Source organism: Streptomyces sp. NBC_00358 (genome assembly GCF_036099295.1).
In the GTDB taxonomy this organism is placed as follows: domain Bacteria; phylum Actinomycetota; class Actinomycetes; order Streptomycetales; family Streptomycetaceae; genus Streptomyces.
This window is the reverse complement of the sequence record NZ_CP107976.1, coordinates 221,216-245,339: the sequence shown is the minus strand read 5'-3', so window position 1 is coordinate 245,339 and position 24,124 is coordinate 221,216. Positions and strand designations below refer to the sequence as shown.

Below are 24,124 nucleotides of genomic sequence, written 5' to 3'. Positions count from 1 at the left end.
CCGGATCCCGTGTCGTACGGTCTGACGGTCGTGGTCGCCCACCGTCCGCAACGGATCTCACCGAACCCGGCGGTGCCGCCGGTAGCGCCGGAAGATCTGAACCAATACCGGGAATCAGGCGGCGACGAGCTCCTGCTCGCGGTCCGGCGCTTTGACCTTGGGCTTCTTGTTCGGCAGCGAGAGCCGGAAGACCTTGTGCCATGCGGAGAACACCTGCTTGGGCAACGGGCCGGTGACGTACTCCAGCTCGTACTTCTCGAACAGTGCGCGCACCTTCACCGCGACCTCGGCGTACCGGTTGCTCGGCAGGTCCGGGAACAGGTGGTGCTCGATCTGGTGCGACAGGTTGCCGGTCATGAAGTGCATGGCCTTGCTGCCGCTGATGTTCGCCGAGCCCATCATCTGGCGCAGGTACCACTGGCCGCGCGTCTCGCCCCTGATCGACCGGCGCTCGAAGACCTGCACGCCCTCGGGGAAGTGCCCGCACATGATCACCGAGTGGGTCCAGATGTTGCGGACCAGGTTCGCGGTGAACGTGGCGGCGAGCGTGGGGAGGAACGACGGGCCCGACAGCAGCGGGTGGATCACGTAGTCCTTGAGCACCTGCTTGCGGATCTTGCGGCCCACGGCCCTGGCCCGCGCGCGGAACTCCGGGTTCTTGCGGCGGCGCTTGTTCAGGTTCTTGCCGAGCTCCAGGTCGTACGCTGCGATGCCGTACTCGAAGAAGCAGGCGTTGATGAAGTTCCACAGCGGCTGGCCGATGTGGAACGGGTGCCACCTCTGGTCCTCGTCGACGCGCATGATGCCGTAGCCGAGGTCGTTGTCCTTGCCGATCACGTTGGTGTACGTGTGGTGCAGTTCGTTGTGCGAGTGCTTCCACTGCTCGGACGGCGAGACGTGATCCCACTCCCAGGTGGTGGAGTGGATCTTCGGGTCCCGCATCCAGTCCCACTGGCCGTGCAGGATGTTGTGGCCGATCTCCATATTGTCCATGATCTTCGCCACGGACAGCCCGGCGGTGCCGAGCAGCCACGCGGGCGGGAAGATCGAGAACAGCAGCACGCCTCTGCTGACCAGCTCGAGCTTGCGCTGCGCCGAGATGACCTTACGGATGTACGCGGCGTCCTTCTCACCGCGGCCGGCGATCACCTCGTCGCGGATCGCGTCCAGCTCGCGGCCGAGCTCCTCGATCTGCTCCGCGTTCAGGTGGGCGGTGGGGTCGATGGCGGTCAAGGTGCTCCTACCGTTCGATGTCGCAGGGGCCCGCCGCGGCGGACACGCAGGTCTGGATGAGGACGCCCGGCTCGGCCTCGGTGATCTCGCCTGTGCGCAGGTCGCGGACGGCGCCCGCCTTGAGCGGCGTGACGCAGCCGAAGCAGATGCCCATGCGGCACCCGGAGGGCATGAGCACCCCGGCTTCCTCGCCGATGTCCAGCAACGGCGTGGCGCCGTCCGCATCGACGGTCTTGCCGGTGGCGCTGAACGTGACCTCGCCGCCGTCGCCGGCGACGACGATGCTGGGGCGGAAGCGTTCGGTGTGCAGGCGCTCTTGGACGCCGTGCTCGCTCCAGTGCTCCTCGGCGGCGTCGAGCAGGCCCGCGGGCCCGCAGGCCCAGGTCTCGCGCTCGGCCCAGTCGGGCACGAGTTCGTCGAGACGGGCGATGTCGAGAATGCCGTCCGTGTCGGTGTGCACCTCGGTGAGCCGCAGCTTCTTGTCCGCGACCAGGTCGTGCAGTTCGTTGCGGAAGATCACGTCCTGCGGTTGCGGCGCGCAGTGGACCATGACGACGTCGTCGAACTCGACGTCGCGCAGCATGCCCATCACGGGCGTGATGCCGCTGCCGGCCGTCAGGTAGAGCACCTTGGCGGGCTTGGCCTGCGGCAGCACGAAGTCACCGGTCGGCTGGTCGAGCTGGATCAGTGTGCCCGGTTTCGCCTTGCGGACCAGGTGGTTGCTGACCTTGCCGTCCGGGATCGCCTTCACGGTGATCGTGACGCGGCCGTCCCGGCGGTCTGTCGGCGAGGTGATGGAGTAGGCGCGCCACAGGCGCACCCCGTCGACGTCGATCCCGATCCGCATGTACTGACCGGCTGTGTGGCCGCGCCAGCCCCGTCCCGGCCTGATCACGACAGTCGCGGCGTCACTCGTCTCGGGGTGCACGGCCTCGATGCGCCCACGCAGGTCAGCGCCCGCACGCAGCGGACTGACCAGGTCGAGGTAGTCCGACGGCAGCAGCGGCGTCGTGACCATCTCCAGCACTTTCCACGCCCTGCTGCGGAGGGCTGCACTCGTCATGGCTCCAGCTTGCTGCGCCTCAAGGCGTAAAGTCCTGACCGCAGGACGTAAATCTGGTCGACTGAATTGTTCGCAGGGAACAAAAACATGAGCCATGCAATCCGGAGGGCCAGCGAACTGGCCCTGGACGAGACGACGGTCACCGTACTTCGGGCGGCGCTGAAGACCACCGCCGACGAAGTCGTCCAGGCGATCATCGACGAGGTCCCTTCCTACGCCAACGCCCTTTCGGGCAGCATGGGCGGCACCATCCGCCGGGCCGTCCGCACCGCCTTGGGGCACTACCTGGACCTCGCGAGCGGGAACGCCACAGGCGTCGACGCCGGTGACGCGGCCTACGAGCTGGGCCGCGGCGAGGTGCGCGACGGCCGTTCGATGGACGCCCTGCTCAGCGCCTACCGTGTCGGCGCCCGCGTGGCCTGGCGATGCCTGGCGGCGGGTGCCGTACCCGCGGGTCTGCCCGCCGCCGAGGTCGCCAAGTTCGCCGAGCTGACGTTCGCCTACATCGATGAGCTCTCCGCCGCGAGCGCCGCGGGCCACGCCGACGAGCTGGCCGCCCAGGGCAGGGCCCAGGAACGCCACCTGGAACACCTGGCCCGCGACCTGCTCGCCGGCGCGAACCCGGATGTGCTGCTGGCCTCTGTCCAACGGGCCGAGTGGCAGCCTCCGGTTTCACTGACCGCGGTCCTGCTGCCCGCCGTCCAGGCCCGCCCCGCCTACCGCGCGCTCGACCCGAGCACCCTCGTCCTCGACGATCTGCCGGACGCCACCGGTGTGCTGCTCGTCCCCGATGCCGACCGATCACGTCTCTTGCGGCAACTGACCGACCGCACCGCCGTGGTCGGCCCGGCCCGGCCATGGACGCGCGCGTCCGCCTCGTACGCACGAGCCGTACGCGCGCGCTCCCTCTCCTCCGATATTCGCGACACCGAGGACCACCTGCCCGAGCTGGTGCTGAGCGCCGACGCGGACGCGTTCGCAGACCTGCGTGCCCGAGCCCTCGCACCCTTGCGGGCCTTGCCTGTCGCGACCGCTCGGCGGCTGGAGGAGACGTTGCGGGAGTGGCTGTTGCACCAGGGCAGGCGGGACGAGGTGGCGGCGGCGTTGTTCGTCCATCCCCAGACGGTCCGGTACCGGATGTCGCAGCTGCGGGAGCTGTTTCCGGATCTCGCATCGCCAAACCGGGTCCTCGAACTGACGCTGGCGGTCGGTCGTCGGGTCAGCTGACGCGTACTTCGACCGTCCACGAACGCGTCCACGAACGCGTCCAAGAATGCGTCCGCGAACGGTCCAGGAATCGTGCCTCGTTCTCGGTGCCATCAGCTGGCTCGTGCGGCCCGGGGGAGAGCGGTCTGAGCCGGCTGAGACCGGGGTTGATGTGAAGACCGGACAAGACCTCGGGAAGTCCGTCCGGGGCGCTGTCTCTGAGAGGCGTTGACATCCTCCCCCCTCCTGAAAGAGGGGGGATTCATATGTCGCCCCTGCAGCTCGCCTTGCTGCAGGTGGGAGCCCGCCGGGGGCGGGCTGTGTTGGCGGAAGCGTGATCACGCTTCCGTCTCTCGCCTGGGCGGGCGCCCCGGGTCACGTCACAGCGCGAACGCCGGGACTCCGGGGCTACGGGTCGTACCGCGCACCCCCCGTGCCCGCGAGGGTGCCGCGGGCGGCGGCGCGAGGGCCGGCCCGATCAGTGGCATGACGTCCGCCAGCATCTCCGCCTCGCTCGCGGTCCCGTCCACGACCAGATCGGCCGCTGCCCGGGAGGGCGCGACGTGGGCTGCGTGGCGGTCCCTGCCGGTCTGCAGATAGTTGCGCAGGGACAGTCGGGGGTCCTGCCGCTGCGCCTCGATCTTCCGGAGGATCTTGCGAGCCAGGCGTATGTCGTCGGGGGTGTCGACATACACCCGCCATGCCGCCCGCCGGACCACGGACGGCAGTGAGAGCGCGAACAGGCCCTCGACCACCACCAGCAGCACGCCGGGGCGCAGCAGCGCCGCGTCGATGGCGTGTGTCACCGCTGTCTCGTCGATCGATTCCGGATGGTTCCAGTCGAGGACGGCGTGCCCGTCGGCGCTGACCGTCCACACGCCCCTCAGGGGGTCGTGCGCGGGCACGTAGTAGTCGTCGAGGTGGATCAGCGCCACGCTCTCGGGAAGCTGCAGCGACAGGGCTTCGGCAAGGGTGGACTTGCCGGATGCGGTGCCGCCTGCGACCGCCAGTACACCCGTCATACGGGCGCTCCTCATGTGCTCAAAGGGGATAGACGAAGCGGCCGGACAAGCCGGGTGCAGGGAATGTACGGCTGCGTGATCGCCTATGGCAAGCAGGGAAAGGAGGCAGGTTCAGCGAAGGTCCGGGGCCGCGACCTTCGGTCGACCTGCGCACCGGTCTCGGCGGTGCCGCGGACCTTCAGCGTGGCGTGAGGGCCTCGGGTGCGGGCGTGACGTCACCGTGCGGGAACGAGTGGTCATGCACCTGATCCGACGCCCGCTCGCCACGGCAGGCGTCGTCAGCGTCGCCCTCGCGGCCCCTGTCCGCCGCTCCGCCGACTGATGCTGCCTGCACACCGGTGCACGTCGACCTGGTAGGTCGTCCAGAAGGTGTCGGTGCGCAGGCCGGTGCGGAACGAGGGACCGGTCGCGACGACGCGGTCGTTGATCGTGCGGTACCTGCGCCGGGGCGAGCGGGTGCGGTCGTGCATCGTCGCCCTCGACCGGACTCGTCGCAGTACCACGACTGCGGCGGCGGGATCCTGTGGCAGGTCGTACCCGGAGGCCAGATGCCGCCCGGGTGCCTGCGCCGAGCAGGGGCAGGAGCAGACGAGCAGACCCGGCGCACCGCGACCACGACCAGGCCCTCGCACTCGCACTAGCCGTTCTGCTCCTGACCGGCAGCGTGCTGGTGACGTCCTGCTGGATCGGCCTCGGCACCACGTTCGCCGCCGTGCCGTGGCCGTCCTCGTCGTCACCGTCTGCACGGCACCCGGCCTCACCCGTCGCCTGGCCGGTGCGCCGCGCCCTCCGCCGGCTCCTGCGCACCCTGCCCTGATGGCGCACCTTGAAACGACCGTCGGCCGCGCGGGGGTGACCCACCCCCTGCTCGATGGATCTCTCCACCAGCAGACCGTCTGACCTGTGGACGGACGCCACAGGGGAGGGGCGGCAAGGGCAACGTAAGCGAGGTGAAGGGCGCTCAGATCAGCCTCAGCCAGCGTTCGTTGTGCGCGATTGCCCGAGCCTCCCGCGCAGGGCGTCCGCCGCATTGCGGCCCGTACGGGCGGAGCCGGGCTCCTTCTGGTCGGCAATGGACCGGGCCGGTCAGCTGCTCCGATCCGCAGGGAGAATGCCTCCGGTCGTGCGGTGCCTGTGCAACTGGTCAGCTCCGATGCCTAGGTGATCATGCAAGGACACGCGTTCGCCTGTACACATGGGGAGCGTCAGGCGGAAACCACCGTGCGGTCGCTCGATCTCTGCCAATGTGACCTGGTGAGATACCGCTACATAGCTGCCGCGGTGGCCATCGTCTTCGCCGCGGCCGGCTGTTCGTCCGTCACCTCGTCGCAGGGCAAGCCCGCCGCGTCCAGCCCGTCACCGAGCAGGAGCTACTTGCACCCGACCAAAGACCTGTACTGGGTGAAGACCGACTGCGAGGTCGGAGACTCGCCGCAGCTCACGTTTTGGCTGCGTAACCACGCCGGGCACGCGATGGCATACGACATCCGCTACGAGTTCCTCGACACGAAGGGCAAGGTCGTCGGCTCAGCGGAAGGCGTCTTCTCGGTGGCCGCGCACCAACTGCTCGGCGATGAGGGGCTCTACGGCGACAGCGGCCACTGCGGTCCGAAGGTCCGCCTCGTCTCCGTCAATGCGTACGACAACACCGGCGACGGTGCCGATCAGCCCGACTTCTGACATCACCGGATCATGGCCGCGGGCACGTAGAACCCCGCCCGCAGGCCCCTTGGCATCCCTGCACCGCCGCCTCGTTGTGTTCTCCCCGCACGCATCCACGGCCTCCTGCAGCGCCGTGGCGCGGCCGAGGTGGGCCGCCATGCCCAGCTACAGACCTACTGCGGCGGCCCGGGCCGAGAGCGGAATGGACACCGGCACCGGCTGCCCCTCGACCGGGCGAATCTGGCGTTCGCGGCTGCCGCAGGTACTTCCTGCGGGGGACAGCGTGTCAGTGCTGCTGCCTAACGTAGGCAACAGCGGCAGCGGTATCCCGACCGAGATCGAGTACAACTACAGAAACCATCGAAGACAGCACGATGAAGCACTGCGTGATCACTCAATCGCCCACGGGCGGAACCGCCAGTGGCAGCGCCGGCTGCCCGAAGAGGTGACAGGAATGAAGGACGACCATCTGGGGCGTGTGCTGGAGATGCTTGGCGAGCCGTCATGGCGATACCGGGATCCCGAAGCATGGCACAGGCTGGAGAATGAGTTGGGTGTGAGCCTCCCGGCGGATTTCAAGGAGATCGTCGACGCCTACGCCCCGGTTCAGCTCAACGGCCATCTCTATCTGGACCACCCGGCAACCGAACGCTGGAATCTCGCCGAGCAGATTCGCAGGACGTCCCGCTCCTGGTCGCAGATCGAGTGGGACGAGGGCGAGCCCGAAGGCGACCCCCGCGTCTCGCTCGGCACCTCCGACCTGCTCTTCGGCACTCCGGACGGCCTGATTCCGATCTGCGGAACCGACCGGGGTGAGCAGATCTTCTACGCGCCTCGGGGCGCTTTGGGGCAGGGATCCTTCTTCATCGAGGACGGCGAGGGCGAATTCTTCGAGTACTCGTTCTCGTTCGCGGAGTGGCTCTATCTCTGGCTCACCGGCGAGGAGGCCACGGGCCCTGGCGGTTCCGCCTTCTATCCGGGCCCAGTGGTCCTCCAGGACCTGCCCATGACACCGGACGAGCGGCCAGAGAAGCGGTATGGACCGCCCCGCGGAATGTGAGGATTCCGTCGATGCCCAGAGAAGTCCGGAACATGTGGCAGGCCGTGGTTGTGGCGGCCCTGCGGACGGTCGGTTGTTCGGGCGGTGCCGCCGAGCCGACCGGCTTTGCATCCCATAGCGGATGAGGTGAACTCGCTCCCGTGCCAGTCCGGGTCGCGCACGAGCTCTGCGTGCCCAAATTCCTGCGCCGGTTCGGCTCGTGATGCACTGCCAGCGGTCAGGCGTGACCGCATAGGCGGTGAAGGTTCGGGGGATGGCCTCATTCAGCCTCCGCTCCAAGCTCGCCCGGACGCCGGGCCTCGACATCTCGGGACAGCCGAGCGCAACGCCTGGACCAGCCCCTGCCGCGGACACCCAACCCACTGCCCTGAGTTGCAGGCCCGGCCGTGTGCGTGGGCGGTTGCCTACTCGCTGATGGAGTCCCTGCACTGGGCGGCCTCGAGTAGTTCCTTGACCTTGCTGGCCTGCGTCATGGGGATCTACCAGCCAGTCCTACGGGTTGTCGTTGACCGTCCCGGGACTGTCCGTTCAGGTTGGAGTTCACGTTTGGCGACCGAGCCGATCAACGGCCTGGCGACCTCGCTCACCCAGAAGCCGGGAGCTACGCAGGCGTTGGACTGCGTGGTGGCGTCCCGCATCGTGCCGTCCTGTATTGCGTGCCCCGACCGGTGTGCTGATGCGCTGGCCGGGCAGTACGTGCCCAGCCATTCAACGCAGGCCACAAGTCCGCCCGGCAGCTCCTCGACCCGCTGGCCGCCGCCGCGGGCAGCGCCGCCGAGTCGCTCGGCGCGCTCAACCGCTCACATCCAGACCCGCGCCGCGCCCCTCGCCGTCCTTGTCGACGGCCTCGATGAGGCGCTCGCCTCGCAGGGGGCCGTTTGGCGAACTGATCACCCCACTCACCGACCCCGAACGTCACCTGCCGCTGCGCCTGTTGATGGGCGCGAGACCGCACATCACCCGCCGCTTGCCCGCGACCCCACAGTGATGGACCTCGACGACGAGAGGTGCTGCGACCCGGTAGCCGTCCGCGCCTACGCCCGCAAGCTTCTCTCCGTCCCTGGCTCGTCCCTGGCTGGTCCTCAAGTGTCTCCTGCGCCTCGGCGATGAAATCGAGGCTGGTCACGCTCGTTGGGTACATGCCCTGGCCGGGGAGGGCGATGAGCTTGCTTTGCAGGCTGTGTACCGAGGGGTGATCAATCTGCGGGAATCGCCGTCGTGTTGGAGCTTGATCGGCCGGCTCGTCCCGCGCGGTGGTGCTCGCTGGCCGACCCCCGCGGCTACAGCAACCCCAGACTCCCCGTGTACACGGGCACTACCAGCGAGTACGTTGTCCCGCGTATCCAGTGATCATGGCTGGATACAGGCGTAGGAGGACGCAACATGCACGGGCGCACGCTCACGAATGCCGCGGCAGGACTTGCCGCGGCGGCCCTGTTCCTGGGTGCCGCGGCCTGTGCCGGCGGCACCGGTGGCCGGGACGAGAAGAGCCGCAAGTCAGCCGCGTGCGTACAGGGCACGTACGCCTGGACCGGCGTCGCGCGGGAGCAGAGGCTGACCGGGCTCGCCGACCCGATCACGCTGGAGAAGGGGACGGACTCCGTCTCGGGTGTGATCAGGCCTTTGAAGGGCGTCACCTACAAGCCACACGTGACGTCCACGGCCCCCGGGGTCCGCGCGGAGGACGCCATCAAGGCGCTCGGCAGGCATCTCGGGACGGCGGAACGCCTCGGGGATCCCTCGGAGTCGGCCGAGCCGGAGAAGACCCCCACCCACTTCGACCACGAGGTCGGGGACCTCGCGGGGTCCTACTACGCGTGGAACTCCGTCGGTCTCGTCGAGGCCGACTTCGCGTACACCTGCCGCGGCGGCGCCGCCAAGCCGGTCCGCGGCCATGTAGTGACGTGGGAGACGGTCGGAGGCGGTTTCCTGCCCTGCGGTGACCACGTGCCCGAGGACCCCTTCAGAAAGACGGACGGTGCCGCGCGTACAGCCGCTCGCAAGCTCTGCCCCGCCGGTTCCCGGGCGGCTCGGAGCGCCTGATCACGAGGAGGGCCGGGAGCGCCTCCCGCGGGTCCTCGCGCCGCTCATCAACAGCAAGAAGGGCACATGGGCGTACACCTTTCGCGTCATACCGGGGTGGGACTGGTGGCGCAGTCACTCAAGAACCGTGTGTGGGCGGTGACTGCCGCGCTGGCCCTCCTGGCAGGTGCCGCCACCACCTGGTGGCTGCTGCGGAACCCCGCTCCCTACACCCTGTGGAAGACGCCTGCGGTCAAGGTCAGCGTCCACGCCGTGAAGTCGGAGTACCCCGAGGCCAAGGAGCTCGTCGGCGACGTCGATCTGCTGGTCAAGGTGTATGTCCAGCGGCTTGAAGCCGGGGACTCCACCGAACTGGCAGGCATCGGCGCCCCCTGGTACACCGGCCGGGAACGGGCGGCACAGCAGCTCATCAACCGGTACGGGGCCCACGCCGGCGAGCCGGTCGAAGCTCTCGTGCAGGATCCCGTCGTGCCCTACCTCGCCGCCGTCGAGCTGCGTTTCGGCAACGGGCAGCGGCAGGTGCTGTACCTCACCCGCGACAACGACGTCTGGTGGCTGCAACTGGGACACGGTGACCCGGTCGCTCCCTAGACGCCGACATCGCTCGAGTAGGACCAGCCGTCAGCGACCGCCCGACGCATCCACCGCTCCAACACCGCCCGCCCGCTCGTCATCAGACGGCGGTAACGGGTCCAGTTTCGGGCAGCCCCGACGAGGAACTGACACACCATCAGCACAAGTCACGCAACTTCCGACGATCAACTCCTGGCGCATCACGCTAGTCGGCTCTGCCATCTGTCATATGGAGTCGCTTCCGCCGCGGCTGAGACTCCTGGCAGCGGCCTCGCCCTCCGCTTCATCGTCCACGGCCGGGCTTGTCCACCCGTGCCCCACCCCAAGCTAAACAGAGCGACGACTCTGTATGGTGGAAGCCACAAGCAGAGCAGTGATTCCTTTTGCTGGAGGGTGCAGTGCCGCGGCTTACCGACGAACGCAAGGAACTTCGGCGCGCCCAGATCACCGAAGCCGCCGTCCGCTGCTTCAGCCGCGACGGCCTGGAGCGGACCTCGATCGCCGACATCACGGCCGAGTCCGGCCTCTCGAACGGCTCTATCTACGCCCACTACCGCAGCAAGGCGGACCTGGTCCAGGCCTCCGCCCACGAGGTGCTCACCAAGCGCGCCGAAGCCCTCGGCGACTACGCCGCAAGCGACATCCCGCCCGACCCCGACGAACTGCTCGCCCGCCTGATCGCCGCCATCGACCCCGCCGAAGCCCGCGTCGGCGTGCAGACCTGGGGCGAGGCGACCACCAACCCGGTCATCCACGGCATCGTCGTCGACACGATCGACCGAATGCGCGCCATGGTGCACGACTGCGTCATGGCCCACCTGGTCAAGGTCGAGCACCTCGACGCGGCCGAGGCCCAGGAGCAGGTCATCCCGACAACCGACCGGGTGATGGCGCTCTACCTGGCCGAACTGCTGCGCACCGCCTTGCGATCACCGACCGAGGAGACAGTGTCATGACCACCGCGACCGCTTCGTTAGCCGACCGCACCGTTTTCCGGATCGGCTACGGCGCCCTGCAGCTCGAGCGCCTGCACCATCGCCGCAGCGACGCCGTCGCGCTGCTGCGCGGCGCGGTCGAACGGGGCGTCGACCACGTGGACACCGCCGAGTTCTACGGCTTCGGTTTCGCCAACGACGTGATCCGCGAGGCGCTGCGCCCCGAGGACGACGTCCTGGTCGTCACGAAAGTCGGTGCCGATCCCGACCCGGGCGGGCCGCTGCCGCTGCGTCTGGCGCAGCGGCCCGAACAACTGCGCGCCAGCGTCGAGGACAACCTGCGAAGCCTCGGCACCGACCAGCTCCCGGTGGTCAACCTGCGCCGCCTCGACTCCGGCCCCGGCCTGCGCCCCGACGGCGATCAAGTCGTCGACCTCGACGATCAGCTCGCGGTGATGACCGCCCTGCGCGACGAGGGGAAGATCGGCGCGATCGGCCTGAGCAGCGTCACCCTCGACAGCCTGCGCCGCGCCCTGCCGGCGGGCATCGCCTGCGTGCAGAACGCGTACAGCCTCGTCTCCCGCGTCGACGAGGACATGCTGCGGCTGTGCGCGGCCGAGGGCATCGCCTGGGTGCCGTTCTTCCCGCTCGGCGGGGCCTTCCCGAGCCTGCCCAAAGTAACCGACGAGCCGGCGGTGCACGCCGTGGCCGAAGCCCTCGGCGTCACACCCTCCCAGGTCGGCCTCGCCTGGCTGCTGCACCACGCCCCGAACGTGCTGCTCATCCCCGGTACCGCCAACGCCGCCCACTTGGAGGCCAACATCGCAGCCGGCGAGATCACCCTCGACGCCGTGACCCTCGCTGCCCTCGGTGCCATCGAGTCTCGTTCCAGCGAAGTCCCCATCGGCTGACCCGGAACCAACCGGGTCTGGCTCGCGGCCACAGCCCGGGCGCCCGGCCACGGCGCACAGCCCATATCCGCCAAGGATCCAAGGACAGATCATGAAAGCCATCATCTACCGCGACAACGGCGGCCCCGAGGTTCTTCAGCTGGTCGACCGCGACCTGCCCCTGCCTGGCCCCGGCGAGGTCCGTGTCCGGGTCGCCGTGTCCGGAGTCAACCCGACCGACTGGCAAGCCCGCTCGGGCGTCGCCCATGCCAAGCTGTTCGCCGAGGTCACCCCGCACCTGGACGGTGCCGGCGTGATCGACGCCGTGGGCGAGGGGGTCGAGCAGAACCGGGTCGGCCAGCGGGTCTGGCTGTACATGGCCGCCGCCGGGCGGCCCACCGGCACCGCCGCCGAGTACACCGTCGTACCCGCCGAGCGAGCCGTGCCGCTGCCCGACGATGCCGGCTTCGACCTCGGTGCCTCACTCGGCGTCCCCGCACTGACCGCTCACCGCACGCTCACCGTCGCCGAGAACGGGCCTGGCCGTCTTCATCCCGGGGCGCTCGACGGCCAGGTCGTGCTGGCCGCGGGCGGGGCCGGGGCGGTCGGGCACTCCGTGATCCAGCTCGCCCGCTGGGCCGGCGCCACCGTGATCAGCACGGTCAGCGGCCCGGAGAAGGCCAGGCTGGCCACCGCCGCGGGCGCCCACCACGTGATCAACTACCGTGATGGTGACCCGGCCACCGAGATCCGCAAGATCGCCCCGGACGGCGTCGACATCATCGCCGAGGTGGCGCTCGGCGCGAACCTCGCACTGGACCTGGCCGTGCTGCGGACGCGCGGCACGATCGCGACCTACGCCAACGACGGCGGCAAGCCGGTCGAACTGAACGTACTGCAGAACATGGTGCTCAACGCACGCCTTCAGTTCCTGGTGCTCTACACCGCCGGCCCGGAGGCACGCGCCGCGGCCGTCGAGGACGTCGCCACCGCGGTCCGCGACGGCGCCCTGCCGGTCGGCGAAGAACACGGCCTGCCCCTGCTCCGCCTCCCGCTCCACCGCACCGCCGAGGCACACCGGGCAGTGGAAAGCGGCGCGGTCGGCAAAGTCCTGGTGGACATCACGTCCTGACCCATAGCCAGACGCCGATGCCAACATCTGCGCGTGGCCGCAATCGGCACGCCGCAGCACCCGCCAGTCGCAGGCACGCCGCGAAGATCCGACCCGGACCGACGCTGGCAGGTTCCGACCCAACCCCCGCCATCGCCTGCCAGACAGCCTGCCTGACTCACGCCCCGGTCCGGCCGGCCTTCTGGGCCCGCCAGTGGTGTTCTTCGGCCACGGTTCGCCTGGGCGACCATCAGATTGGCCACCGGAAGTGGTCCGTGGAATTCCGTCATTGCTGATTGCTGACCGCTGGCTGTTGTTCTGTCCGCCAGAACGGGCCGTGGTGAACAGAGCCAGTGATGCCGCACTCGTGTCGGCTGCGGCCTTTCCTTCACGCCATGGCGGACAAGCCGGGTGTGCTGTTCCCGGCTGTCCGTATGGTGCCGTCGGCAGCGCAGCTACTGAGTACAGCAGCCAGCCCCGACAGGAGCCCTGGCGCTGGGGGAGACTCTCCAGGAGGACCGTCCTGTTCTACGGGGCCTGTTCGCAGGTGACGGTGGTGGTCGGGCAGGCTTCAGCGAGGCGGGTGAAGGCGTCGCGTTCGGTTGGGTCGGCGGTCAGGCGGAGTTTGTCCGCCACCCAGTCCGCCGCTATTCGCACCGGTCCGTCGGCGCCGGATCCTTGTCCGCCTTGGACCGGTTGGAGCTGCCGGACACCGCGATCAGACTGTTCGGCGCTCCCTGGTCGTTGGCGTACGCCTCACGCCGTGCGGCACTCCAGGCGGCCGCCCCGACCGGCGGGGAGCGTCATTCCGACTGTGCCGTATTCGAAGTCCCCAGCGATGTCAGGAGCGAGGGCTAGGGTGCGTGGCTGTGGAGGCTTCTGATCTTGACTACCGAGCCCGGACGCGGTCTGGCTGCATCCCGCCTGAGCTGGTCTCGCGACTGCTCGAACGCGGCTATGTCAACGTGGTGGAGCTGCAGGCCGGATGCGGTGAGTGGTTCTGCGCGCTGGAGTGGGCACGGTTGCTGGGTGAGCAGGGCCGCCAGGCTGACGCGTTGGAGGTGCTGGCCCCGTATCTGGCAACCGGATGGTGGTCGGCTGTCGTTGCCGCAGCCGAGTTGCTGGAGGGCTGGGGCCGCGTTGGCGAGGCGATCGAGATCACCCGGACCCGTATGGAGGCCGGACATCCAATGGCGCTGGAGTCCTACGCGCGCCTGCTCGCCCGGCATGACCGCGCCGCGGAGGCGTTCAGTCTCCTGCGCCCGCACATCGACGAGCCCTCCCTCGCTGTAACACTGGTCGACGTCGCGGAAAGAGCCGGCAGGGACGAGGAGATCGCGGCACTGCTAACCACCCGGATCCCGGACGAGCACCGTTGCGACTCTCCCTGGTGCTGCCGAGGTCTCGCTCCCGACACGGTGATCGGACTGCTCGCCACGATCCGCGAACGCCAGGGCCGCATCGACGAGGCCATCGCCCTGCTCCGCACCCGGAACATCACCTCGGTCAACGGCCGGGACCAGCTGGCCGATCTGCTGGCCCGGCATCACCGCACCGGAGAGCTGCGCGCCTACGCGGCAGCCGAGGAACATGCCGCGTGGCGTCTCGTGGAACTACTGGAGGAACGCGGCGACATCGAGGGGGCGGTCGCGGCAGGCCGGCCTGCCTGCCGCCCCATGGCCCACGACCCCAACTCGGCTGTCCAGCTGGCGCAGCTTCTGGCCCGGCACGGTCGGGGGAATGAGGCGATCGATGTCATGTGGGCCCTCGCCGACGCCCGCAACGGGGATGACTGGATCCTCCACACCCTGTCCGAGCTGTGCCTTGACCAGGGCCGCCCCGAGGACGGCCTGGCGTACCTCGACGCCCTCGCCGCCGCCCGCGCAGACGAGGAGGACTGGGACCTGTACTGGATACGGCTTCCTCTGCTCGCCGCCCACCACGGAGTCGACGACGCGATCGCACAGGCCCGCGCCCATCCCGAGGGCAGCACCTGGTACGCGGCGTCACACATAGCCGAGCTGCTCGCCGACGCCGGACGCATCGAGGATGCTGTCGCCGTTCTCGAACAGCACGCCTCCCAGAACAGCCATGACCTGGCCGGCTACCTCATTGACCTCGGCCGCGTCCAGGACGCCCTGGCCATCCTCCAACCGCGCATCCCCCAGACGCCCGAGCTGTCGAACAGCCCCTGTCACGACGATCCCCCGTTCTGAGATCTGCCCGGTTCAAGGACCCGCTGAGTGAAGGCCCCCTCACCCCGAGAGGAGCGTGCTAGCTGCCCAGAGGCTGACCTGCACTGTCGTCCACCAGTCGGCACTCCCGCCGAGCAGCCGCACGTCCAACTGGCCTGAGTCCTGGCTCGGTGCAGTCCCGTCGCTGCAGCCCCTGCAGCCACCATGCCGGCCCGGCTACGGAACCTGCTCGTAGGACACCGTTTCCTTTGGCGGCGTGTGGCGTTGAGCCGGCATGGAGGGACTTGTAGAGCACCTGGTTCCGGACGGTTTATGGGAGTTGTTCCGACGGGGTGTGCCGCCGACGGTCGTGCAGCGGCCACAGGGGGGTGGCCGTCGGCGTGTTGGCGACCGGGAGGTGCTGGCGGCGATCGTGTTCGTCGCCACGTCCGGCTGTACCTGGCGCCAGCTCCCCCCCAGTCTTCGGAGCCCGATGGCAGACGGTGTACCGCCGGTTTGCCCAGTGGAGCCAGGACCGGGTGTGGGCCCGGTTGCACCGAGTCATCCTTGACGAACTTGGCGCCCAGGGCGAGCCGGACTGGTCCCGGTGCGCCATCAACTCGGTAAGCATCCGTGCCGTCAAAGGGGGGCCACTGACGGGACCGAATCCGACCGACAAGGGTAAGAACGGATCGAAGATTCATCCGATCTGCGACCGCAACGGCCTGCCGATCCCGTCGCCGTCTCGGGCGCCAACCTGCACGACAGTCAGGCCCTGGAGCCCTTGGTGATGGCCATCCCGCCCATTAGGTCCCACCGGGGACCGCGCCGTCGGCGGCCTGCCGAGCTGCACGGCGACAAGGGCTATGACTACGACCACCTGCGGAAATGGCTGCGGGAACGCGGCGTCGTCCCGCGAATCGCGCTCCGCGGGGTCGAGAGCTCAGCCCGCCTCGGCCGTCATCGCTGGGTGGTCGAGCGGACCATGTCGTGGCTGTCCGGGTGCCGTTGGCTGCACCGGCGCCACGAGCGCAAGCCCGAACACTTCATTGGCTTCACTGCCATCGCGGTCATGCTCATCTGCCTGCGGCGTCTGGGTGTCAGCGCCAGCCGGTAGCGTCGGCCAGGTGACCGACGACGCCGCCATCTGGAACCGGCTCGCCGCCTTGCTGCCGGAGGCCGAAGCCCAGGAAGTCAAAGGCTGTTGGGACATCGGAGAGCAGGAGGCGGGACTTGGCCTGATCGTCTCCGGCATCCTCGGCCACCAGGTGTCGATCAGCGATGCGGTCAGGGCCCAGATCTCCGTGCTCGCGGAGACCTGGGGTGAGCGGGACACGCTCACACCACGGATCCTTCAGTGCCGTGATGACGGCACATTGGGCCACCTGAAGCTAATCGAAGGCGACGCAAGCACCATCCCCGAGGCAATAGGTGGGGCTGAACAGGACCTGGCCGGTCTCGTCCTCGTCCCCTGGATCGCCTGCACAAGATGCGGCCAGGTCCTGATGCGCGCCCATGCCCGAGAAAGCCGGGGAGATCTTTCCTACCTGTCGCGGCACTACATCATCACGACGCCGAACCGAGCCACCGTCCTGCGGCTATTCCCTGCGGACTCCGTCGGCGTAGCCTTCGCTGCCCTCCAGCGTGCGTGTTCCGACTCGCCATAAGAAGCAACGCTAAGTGACGGAAAACGTCGGGCAGGACTTGGCGAGGCGGTCCAGCGCATCCGGCTCAGCCGTGTCTTGGGTCAGCTGCCAGCGCAGCTTGTCCGCCACTGAGTTCGTCGTGTACGTGCACTGGTCGGCCGGCATCGATAGCAGGGCCGCAGGGTCCTTGTCCGCCTTCGAACGGTTGGAACTGCCCGAGACCGTGATAAGGGTGTTCGGCACGCCTTGGTCGTTGGCGTACGCCTCACGGCGCGCTGCTGTCCAGAGTGCTGCACCAACCGGCGGGGAGCGTCGTCTGAACCCAGCGATGTTCCTGCGCCCCGACGTGCTCCTCGGCCTTTCGCCGACGATAGCGTGCCCTTCCGGAGAGGGAGGACTGTGCTGTTCTACGAGAACCTCGCGTATGACGATCTTGTCGACTGGGCGGGTACGGAACGCGTTACGCGGGCTCATCGCCCAGCATTGGCTGCCTGACGTATCCCTGATCCGGACAAGGCCGCCCTCATCGACATCGGTATCCCCATCGGTGGCGACGTCCCCATCACACGGGTGTGTTTCCAGACTGAAGCGGAGCCCGTGCTGCCGACCGCTGACGGACGCTTGCTCTATCTGCTGGCGGAGAGAATTTTTCAGAGGCCGGCCCAGAGCGCCCTGACCTGGTCGTGGGGCGTCGAGCCGGGCACCGGAGTCGTGTACTACGCGTTCCGCTGATTCAGGCGGACGGTCCTCGACCACCATCGTGGTCGAGGACCGTCCGCCTCCCCGCAAGGGTCTTACGGCTTGGGGCGGCGCCCGGCTGGGCTCAGTGCTTGGCTACGAGGACATGCGCGGCGGCCTCCGTGGGAAGTTTTGCGGCCTGCCCGTCGCTGCTGACGATCACTCCGCCGGGCGAGGACGTCACGGTCACGACCGCGCCGGGCCGCACCCCGGTGTGCCGCAGGGTGTACATCAGTTGAGGGTTGGTCTGGATCAGTCCCTGATGCATCGTACGACCGCGCTCGCGCCGTTCGGCCCGGGCTCGACGTCACTGAGGCTGACCATGTCCTCGCCGGGGAACGGATCCACGGTGCTCTTCCCGCCGAGTTCCTCCGGGCCCGGGATCGGGTTGCCGTAGGGCGACTTGGTCGGGTGCCCCAGCAGCTCAAGGATGCGGCTTTCGACGGCTTCGCTCATCACGTGCTCCCAGCGACAGGCTTCGGTGTGGGCCCGTTCCCACTCCAGCCCGATCACGTCGACGAGCAGGCACTCCGCGAGCCTGTGCTTGCGCATCACGCGCGTGGCGATCCGCCGGCCCTGCCCGGTCAGCTCCAGGTGCCGGTCGCCGGCGACGTGCAGCAGACCGTTGCGTTCCATGCGGGCGACGGTCTGGCTGACGGTGGGGCCGCTCTGGTCCAGGCGCTCGGCGATGCGGGCGCGCAGGGGGAGCACGCCGTCTTCCTCGAGCTCCAGGATCGTGCGGAGATACATCTGAGTGGTGTCGATGAGTGGGGACATGCGGTTCGTCAGGCGGGGGTTTCGGCGGTGGCCGTCAGTACCGCGCGGCCGAGGATGTGGCCGGTCATGGTGAAGCCGAGGACGGCAGGGGTGGCGTCGGCCGGGACGCCGATGGAGACGACGTCGAGGGCGTGCACCACGACGAAGTAGCGGTGTGGGCCGTGCCCGGCGGGCGGCGCGGCACCGATGAAGCGGGCCGCACGAGCGTCGTTGGGTAGCTGGTAGGCGCCCTCGGGCAGGCCCGAGCCGGTGTCGTCGCCGGCGCCCTCGGGCAGCTCCGTGAGGGTGGCGGGGATGTCGGCGACTGCCCAGTGCCAGAACCCGGACCCGGTGGGGGCGTCGGGGTCGTAGACGGTGACGGCGTAGCTCTTGGTGCCTTCCGGGGCGCCGCTCCAGGACAGCTGCGGGGAGAGGTCCTTCCCGCCGGGGACGCCGGAGGAGTACTGCTCGGGCGACCAGGCGGCTCCGTCGGTGACGGTGGTGCTGGTAACGGTGAAGGAGGCTACGTCGGGGAGGCGGGCGAAGGGGTCGTTGACGGTCATCGCGCTCATCGCGTCGTTCCTTTCAGGCTGTGCCGTGGGGTGGCGGTGATGCGGCCGTCGGTGCCCACAGCGTCGTGTAGAGGCACCGCCACCGCCGGTCATCGGCCGCTGATCGACCATAACACTAATAATCGATTATTTACTGGATCGTCTATGCTGAGGACATGACTCAGACGGCCCACACCTCGACCTCACCGGGGAAGCAGATGCTCTCCGAGCAGGTCTACGCACACCTGCGGGACGCGATCATGAGCGGGAACCACGCCCCCCGTCACGCGCTCAAACCGCAGGACCTCGCCAAGGAACAGGGCGTGAGCCTGGCCGTCGTGCGCGAGGCGCTCGTGCGACTGGTCGGCGAGGGCCTCGCCGACCGGCTGCCCAACCGCGGCTTCGCCGTCCCGGCCTGCTCCGACCGCCGCTGGCAGGAGATCGCGGAGGCCCGCCGGACCATCGAACCGGTCGTGCTGCGCATGTCCATCGAGCGCGGCGACGTCGACTGGGAGTCCCGCGTGCGGGCCGCTCACCACCGCCTGGCCCGCACCCCGGCGTACGCGCCGGAGGAGGGCGAGTACTACAGCGGCGCGTGGTCCGAAGCCCACCGGGTCTTCCACCGCACCCTGCTGGAGGGCTGCGGCAACCCCGTTCTGCTGGAGACCTTCGACCGGACGTGGACCGCGAGCGAACTGGCTCGCCGCTGGTCGGCGCACCGCGTCCCCGGCCGGGACCACGTCGGCGAGCACCGCCAACTGGAGGAGGCGGCGCTGGCCCGCGACGCCGACACCGCGGCCGAGGTACTGATCCAGCACCTCACGCAGACCGCGGCTGGACTGACCGGCTGCACCCTTCGCGAACCCGCGGAGTAAGACCGTGTCCTTCGTGGTGAGGCGGACGGACCTCTTGGAGCGGCAGAGGGGCGGCGGCGAGGCCGAGGAATGTCTCCAAGGCCGAGTACTGGCGGAAGGGGGGACTGTCTTGTCCCGCCGCAGGGGTGACGGGGAAGCGGGCGACGTGATGACAGACCTTGCGCGTCTTGGCGACAGACGCTTCAACGGCTATCTACGGATCAGGCTTCCACACGAACTGGACAGCCAGGTTGAAGCGGTAGTTGCCGCGTATGTCGACAGCTCCGAGCCGGACAGGCGCGCAATGACCAACGGGATCAATGGGCGGATCGCATCGGTGCTCAGCGCCTACGGGCAACGAATGGCGTCATTGACATCCTCCCGGCCCTAACGGGCCAGGATTCCTACTACGGTCGGCTGACCGTCTCGGCGGGTTGCTGCTTCATCGCGCGGTGCCGGGACGGATCCCGGGCATACCTGCGCTCCACTGCCGTTTACGGTCTCCGCCTGTCCGGCGGCGACCTTGCGTCCTTCGGTCCTGATGTTGACCGCGGCGTTTACGTCGCGGTCGTGGATGGTCCCGCAGCCCTGACACGTCTTTGGGGCCGTCATTGAAGCCGCAGGCGGAGCAGAGCCGGGAGGACGGGAAGAACCGGTCCACGCGGGCGAAGACCCGCCCGTACCGTGCCGTCTTGTACTCCAGCATGCTCACGAACGCCGACCATCCGGCGTCGTGCACCGACTTGGCCAGGCGCGTGCGGGCCAGACCCTTCACCGCGAGATCCTCGACGTACACCGCTTCACTGTGAAACAGGCAACGCACCCCGTGCGATGGCGACATGGCGCAGCCTCGCCGTCGGGGCACTGCGGCTGACCGGAGCCACGAACATAGCTGCAGCTCTCCGCCACAACGCCGGCGAACCCCGGCCCCTCGCGCTCCTCGGACTCACATGATCACGAATCGTCAGGCGAAGCTGCCGAAACCCTGGGGCTGAACTTCCTCGCTCGGCCTGTGGAGGGTGCGCTATAAACAGGCCCGTGACATTGATCGTTGAGCGAACAGACGCACGTACGTGGCCTGATGAGCAGTTGCGCGAGCTCTTCAGTGAGGGTTTCCCGGAGTTCATCACAGCCGATCGGCTGGCCAAGCAGTACATCGGCAGGATCCGGGAATGGTTCGCCGACCTCGATCTCACGCTGGTGGATGAGCGCGGGCTGCCGGTCGCGTCAGGCTGGGGTATACCGATCCGGTGGGACGGGCGGACCGAAACGCTCCCTTCCGGCTACACCCAGACCACCATCCGCGCCGTCGAGGGCCGAGAGCAGGGCGTCGAACCCGACACTCTGGTGATCTGTGGGGCGATCGTTACGCCGTCACTCAAGGGACGCGGCCTCGCCGGGGAGATGCTCAACGCGCTGCGTCGGCTCGCCGAGGGCGCCGGATGGCCACGGGTCATCGCGCCGGTGCGCCCAACGTTGAAGGCGCGCTATCCGCTGGCGTCGGTCGAGGCGTTCATGGGGTGGACCCGCGAGGACGGCATGGCCCTCGATCCATGGATCCGCACCCACCAGCGTCTGGGCGCCCGAATTCTCGCGGCGGCTCCCCAGTCGCAGACCATGACCGGCACCGTCGCCGAGTGGGAGCAGTGGACCGGCATGGTGTTCCCAGAGACGGGTGACTACGTCATCCCGGGAGGGCTGAGCCTGCTGCGGGTCGACCAGTCCGCTGACCATGGCACATATACGGAGCCCAATATCTGGATGCAGCACGTCTGAGCTGAGTGCACAGGGCGTGGTGGCGTCGCACGGCGTTCTCGGTCCAGGGCAGTGTCTGCAGCGTCACCACACCATAGAACCGGACAAGTCGACCAAGGGTGCACTTTGGCGAAGCCCTGGGGTGTCAGGTCCTGGTCTTCCGGAGAGCGTACTGACATCGAAGATCGCCAGGGCAGGCTCCGGTTCAGCGAAGCATCAGCTCGATGACCGCGCGGGGCCGGCACGGAAGCCACCGATTGCGGAGCGAGCTTTGCGGAGTGAGGGCATGACCAGACTCCCGGGAGCGGTGCTGAGATCCAAGGAGGCCTACTTTCAGCCGATTTGACGCGAGGCGACGCCCTGGGTGGCCTTTGCTCTTCACGGGGAATTCTCCATGGCTACGCAGGATCACGACATCGGCCGACCGGTCGATGTGTCGCTTTTGCGCCACAGGAGAGGGGTGGTCTGTCGGTTTTCTCTTGCGTCTCAGGGTTATCGCCTGCCTACAGTGGTCCCGCTCGCCTCGAACGCGTCTGACCAACCGTTCGAAAAGAGGGGGTATTGGCGCGGACCATGGGGGAGCCGCTTGCCTCTTCGTGTGATTTCCCCTGCCCGAAACGGAGGGGTGCCGATGGCCGACGAGATGGTGTTACAGGCGCAGAAATTCGTCAACGCGACTTATGGCAGCCGCGCCGGCATGACCGTCAAGGAGGACGGGCAGACCGGCTGGAATACGATGTATGCCCTCACTCGCGCTCTGCAGTGGGAGTTAGGGATCGCTTCCCTGTCCAACAGCTTCGGACCCGGAACATTGTCCGCTCTGCGGACTAAGCATCCGGTTGTCAACGCTTCCACGGCGCCGTCGGCAGACTTCATACGCATCGTTCAGTCTGCCCTGTACTGCAAGGGCTACGACGGCGGCGGCATCGACGGCAAGTTCAGTGACCGGGTCGCTTCTTCGATTTCTTCGCTGAAGCAGCGCATGGGTGTGGACCAGGTCTACCGGGGGAGCGATCTCGTGCCGAAGGTGTTCAAGGGTCTGCTGAACATGGACGCCTATGTCGGAGTCGGAAACGGCTCCGACTCCGTCCGCAGCATTCAGCAGTGGCTCAACGGACGCTACGTCGACCGGCAGGACTTCTTCATCGTCCCGTGTGACGGGATCTACTCGCGTGATGTGGCCAAGGCCATGATCTACGCCGTGCAGTACGAGATAGGCATGGCCGACGGTACGGCCAACGGGAACTTCGGCTCCGGCACTCAGGAAGGCCTGAAGGGGCACACGATCACCATCGGTGCGAGGGGCACCTGGGTCCTCTTGTTCACTGCGGCCATGATCTTCAACAGGCGTTACGGTGTGGCATTCGAGGGAAGTTTCACCGCCGGCCTGGCCGACGCGGTTCGCGAGTTCCAGGCGTACGTGAAACTGCCGGTCACGGGCCGTCGACGATGAGGTCACCAGGAACATCATCCCGCATTTTCAGGGCATCAACGACGGCATCGAGTCGACCGGAGGCAAGTACCTGGTCGGCGTCTACGGGCCCAGGAACATCTGCTCGCGGGTGTCGGAACTCAAGCTGGCGGACGCGAGTTTCGTCTCCGACATGTCGTACGCGTTCTCCGGCAACTTCGGCTATCCCCTGCCCAACAACTGGGCCTTCGATCAGATCGTCACCAAGACGGTCGGCTCCGGGGACAGCAGCATCAACGTCGACATCGATATTGCCCAGGGCAGGGACATCGGGCAGAACTCCTTCGACCCGTCACCGTCCAGCGGTTCCGGCCTCGATGCTGAGTTCAACAACACCTTCTGGGACGCCCTGCGCGCGGACATCCGGGCCTACATGGAGTCGGTCTGCGTACCCGAGTCGAACTGGTATACCAAGTGGACCACGACCGAAGCCGTTGACTTCGTGCTCAGCTGGGACAACGTGTTCACCGACCTGGCCCGACGGTACGGAATGCGCAAGGCGCTGATCCAGATCCCCGTGCTCTGGGAAATGCGCCACTACAACGTGAGCAAGATCCTCAAAGTCGACGACCGCTACTCCGACGCCGCCGTGTACCAGTATCACTCCGGCAAACTGCCCGACTCGTGGCCGGATGCGATCACGGACTCGATGCGGGACTCCTCCACCGGTCTGGCACAGATCTTCGGTGTCACCGCGATCAAGGCGAGGAACCTGGCGGTCGACCGCGGGCTGCTGTCCGCGGGGTCGCGGCGGAACCCGGACGACGACGCCGATCTGTTCGAGATCTGGACGAAGTTGAGGACGAACAACTCGTTCACCATCGCGACCGTGCCGTTCGTCCACATGTACCACGCCTCCCTGATCGATGTTGCCGGACCGAATGTCAACTCCTCGGAGGCGGACACCGAAAGGATCCTGATCCGCTATCAGGGGACCACGGAGGACGCCCAGACGGAGGGGAGGAAGCGCATGGGCCTGTACCGGATCTTCGAGAAGTACTACGCGCCGATGCGTGAACACGCCTGATGAAGAATCTGCGGACAGCGTGGCTGGCGCTGCTGGTCAACCTCCTCGTCGGGATCCCGGCCATGGTGCCCCTGTACAGCCTGTGGTGGCTTTCCGAACGCCGATGGGGCGGATCGGTCATCGACCGCTCCAGCACGATCATCGAAGTGTGCGGGGCCGACTGCGACCGGGCCGGCGTGGCCACATGGACCGTGGCCGCATCCGGACTGCTTGTCCTGCTGCTGCTGGTGTTGGCGGACGGCTTGGTCCCGTTGCGTCGGGACCGGCCCGTGGGGCCGTGGCTCAAGGCCATGCCGGCAGTTCTCGTTCCCTTCCTCATCTTCCAAGCAGTCTCTTCGGCTCTCTAGCCACTTC

General features: G+C 67.9%; 21 protein-coding genes and 4 pseudogenes. 17 read left to right on the top strand and 8 right to left on the bottom strand.

The genetic code is table 11. The features are described from left to right. Positions 1 to 114: 114 nt before the first annotated feature. Positions 115 to 1,233, bottom strand: a complete 1,119-nt coding sequence (locus tag OHT01_RS01220) for a fatty acid desaturase family protein (protein ID WP_328551204.1) — start codon at positions 1,231 to 1,233, stop codon at positions 115 to 117. Between the two features lie 7 nt (positions 1,234 to 1,240). Continuing rightward, entirely contained in the window at positions 1,241 to 2,296 is a 1,056-nt protein-coding gene (locus OHT01_RS01215; RefSeq protein ID WP_328551203.1) for a ferredoxin reductase, read from the bottom strand. Positions 2,297 to 2,383: 87 nt separating this feature from the next. Here OHT01_RS01215 and OHT01_RS01210 point away from each other — a divergent pair, with 87 nt between their 5' ends. Next, positions 2,384 to 3,523 carry a PucR family transcriptional regulator gene (locus OHT01_RS01210; RefSeq protein ID WP_328551202.1) on the top strand — a complete coding sequence of 380 codons (1,140 nt, stop codon included), beginning with the start codon at positions 2,384 to 2,386 and terminating at the stop codon, positions 3,521 to 3,523. A gap of 359 nt (positions 3,524 to 3,882) precedes the next feature. Here OHT01_RS01210 and OHT01_RS01205 read toward each other — a convergent pair whose 3' ends face one another. Then, positions 3,883 to 4,524: a uridine kinase family protein gene (locus OHT01_RS01205; protein WP_328551201.1), complete on the bottom strand. Its 642-nt coding sequence runs from the start codon at positions 4,522 to 4,524 to the stop codon at positions 3,883 to 3,885. 559 nt (positions 4,525 to 5,083) lie between these two features. Between OHT01_RS01205 and OHT01_RS01200 the strand changes: the two genes are divergently transcribed. From OHT01_RS01200 to OHT01_RS01145, 11 genes and pseudogenes are all read left to right on the top strand, one after another. After that, positions 5,084 to 5,341 carry a hypothetical protein gene (locus OHT01_RS01200; RefSeq protein ID WP_328551200.1) on the top strand — a complete coding sequence of 86 codons (258 nt, stop codon included), beginning with the start codon at positions 5,084 to 5,086 and terminating at the stop codon, positions 5,339 to 5,341. A 437-nt stretch (positions 5,342 to 5,778) separates the two neighbouring features. Further along, complete coding sequence (locus tag OHT01_RS01195; RefSeq protein WP_328551199.1) at positions 5,779 to 6,204, top strand: hypothetical protein; 426 nt, start codon at positions 5,779 to 5,781, stop codon at positions 6,202 to 6,204. 139 nt (positions 6,205 to 6,343) lie between these two features. Then, positions 6,344 to 7,246, top strand: coding sequence for an SMI1/KNR4 family protein (locus OHT01_RS01190; protein ID WP_328551198.1), 903 nt, complete (start codon positions 6,344 to 6,346; stop codon positions 7,244 to 7,246). A 1,383-nt stretch (positions 7,247 to 8,629) separates the two neighbouring features. After that, complete coding sequence (locus OHT01_RS01185; protein ID WP_328551197.1) at positions 8,630 to 9,289, top strand: hypothetical protein; 660 nt, start codon at positions 8,630 to 8,632, stop codon at positions 9,287 to 9,289. Positions 9,290 to 9,355: 66 nt separating this feature from the next. After that, positions 9,356 to 9,880, top strand: a complete 525-nt coding sequence (locus OHT01_RS01180) for a hypothetical protein (protein ID WP_328551196.1) — start codon at positions 9,356 to 9,358, stop codon at positions 9,878 to 9,880. A gap of 380 nt (positions 9,881 to 10,260) precedes the next feature. Further along, on the top strand, positions 10,261 to 10,818 hold the full coding sequence (locus tag OHT01_RS01175) for a TetR/AcrR family transcriptional regulator (RefSeq protein WP_328551195.1): 558 nt from the start codon (positions 10,261 to 10,263) through the stop codon (positions 10,816 to 10,818). Next, the gene (locus OHT01_RS01170) at positions 10,815 to 11,708 is read left to right on the top strand and encodes an aldo/keto reductase (protein WP_328551194.1); all 894 of its coding nucleotides are present in this window, start codon (positions 10,815 to 10,817) and stop codon (positions 11,706 to 11,708) included. The genes OHT01_RS01175 and OHT01_RS01170 overlap by 4 nt, the downstream gene beginning before the upstream one ends. Before the next feature lie 91 nt (positions 11,709 to 11,799). Further along, positions 11,800 to 12,819, top strand: coding sequence for an NADPH:quinone reductase (locus OHT01_RS01165; protein WP_328551193.1), 1,020 nt, complete (start codon positions 11,800 to 11,802; stop codon positions 12,817 to 12,819). 848 nt (positions 12,820 to 13,667) lie between these two features. After that, positions 13,668 to 15,014 (top strand): tetratricopeptide repeat protein, encoded by a 1,347-nt coding sequence (locus tag OHT01_RS01155; protein ID WP_328551192.1) that lies wholly within the window; start codon positions 13,668 to 13,670, stop codon positions 15,012 to 15,014. A 253-nt stretch (positions 15,015 to 15,267) separates the two neighbouring features. Next, positions 15,268 to 16,089, top strand: a pseudogene (locus OHT01_RS01150) (IS5 family transposase). A gap of 10 nt (positions 16,090 to 16,099) precedes the next feature. Continuing rightward, positions 16,100 to 16,639 carry a hypothetical protein gene (locus OHT01_RS01145; RefSeq protein WP_328551191.1) on the top strand — a complete coding sequence of 180 codons (540 nt, stop codon included), beginning with the start codon at positions 16,100 to 16,102 and terminating at the stop codon, positions 16,637 to 16,639. Between the two features lie 9 nt (positions 16,640 to 16,648). On the opposite strand, the gene OHT01_RS01140 is transcribed toward OHT01_RS01145, so the two are convergent. Beyond that, positions 16,649 to 16,861 (bottom strand): hypothetical protein, encoded by a 213-nt coding sequence (locus OHT01_RS01140; protein WP_328551190.1) that lies wholly within the window; start codon positions 16,859 to 16,861, stop codon positions 16,649 to 16,651. 354 nt (positions 16,862 to 17,215) lie between these two features. On the opposite strand from OHT01_RS01140, the gene OHT01_RS01135 reads away from it, so the two are divergent. Continuing rightward, the gene (locus OHT01_RS01135; RefSeq protein WP_328551189.1) at positions 17,216 to 17,350 is read left to right on the top strand and encodes a hypothetical protein; all 135 of its coding nucleotides are present in this window, start codon (positions 17,216 to 17,218) and stop codon (positions 17,348 to 17,350) included. A gap of 91 nt (positions 17,351 to 17,441) precedes the next feature. Here the strand turns inward: OHT01_RS01135 and OHT01_RS01130 are convergent. Then, positions 17,442 to 18,133, bottom strand: a pseudogene (locus tag OHT01_RS01130) (metal-dependent transcriptional regulator). 8 nt (positions 18,134 to 18,141) lie between these two features. Next, complete coding sequence (locus tag OHT01_RS01125; RefSeq protein WP_328557989.1) at positions 18,142 to 18,675, bottom strand: YbhB/YbcL family Raf kinase inhibitor-like protein; 534 nt, start codon at positions 18,673 to 18,675, stop codon at positions 18,142 to 18,144. Positions 18,676 to 18,839: 164 nt separating this feature from the next. On the opposite strand from OHT01_RS01125, the gene OHT01_RS01120 reads away from it, so the two are divergent. Further along, a complete protein-coding gene (locus OHT01_RS01120; protein ID WP_328551188.1) occupies positions 18,840 to 19,538 on the top strand; it encodes a GntR family transcriptional regulator in 699 nt (232 codons plus the stop codon). A gap of 366 nt (positions 19,539 to 19,904) precedes the next feature. Here OHT01_RS01120 and OHT01_RS40130 read toward each other — a convergent pair whose 3' ends face one another. Both OHT01_RS40130 and OHT01_RS40125 read right to left on the bottom strand, forming a co-directional pair. Next, positions 19,905 to 20,129: a zinc ribbon domain-containing protein gene (locus OHT01_RS40130; RefSeq protein ID WP_443043347.1), complete on the bottom strand. Its 225-nt coding sequence runs from the start codon at positions 20,127 to 20,129 to the stop codon at positions 19,905 to 19,907. A gap of 37 nt (positions 20,130 to 20,166) precedes the next feature. Beyond that, a pseudogene (locus tag OHT01_RS40125) lies at positions 20,167 to 20,223 on the bottom strand (hypothetical protein); the annotation flags it as partial. Between the two features lie 332 nt (positions 20,224 to 20,555). On the opposite strand from OHT01_RS40125, the gene OHT01_RS01110 reads away from it, so the two are divergent. From OHT01_RS01110 to OHT01_RS01100, 3 genes and pseudogenes are all read left to right on the top strand, one after another. Continuing rightward, on the top strand, positions 20,556 to 21,293 hold the full coding sequence (locus OHT01_RS01110; RefSeq protein WP_328551187.1) for a hypothetical protein: 738 nt from the start codon (positions 20,556 to 20,558) through the stop codon (positions 21,291 to 21,293). Between the two features lie 610 nt (positions 21,294 to 21,903). Then, positions 21,904 to 22,963, top strand: a pseudogene (locus OHT01_RS40120) (peptidoglycan-binding protein); the annotation flags it as partial. Positions 22,964 to 23,769: 806 nt separating this feature from the next. Next, positions 23,770 to 24,117, top strand: a complete 348-nt coding sequence (locus OHT01_RS01100; RefSeq protein WP_328551186.1) for a hypothetical protein — start codon at positions 23,770 to 23,772, stop codon at positions 24,115 to 24,117. Positions 24,118 to 24,124: the final 7 nt, after the last annotated feature.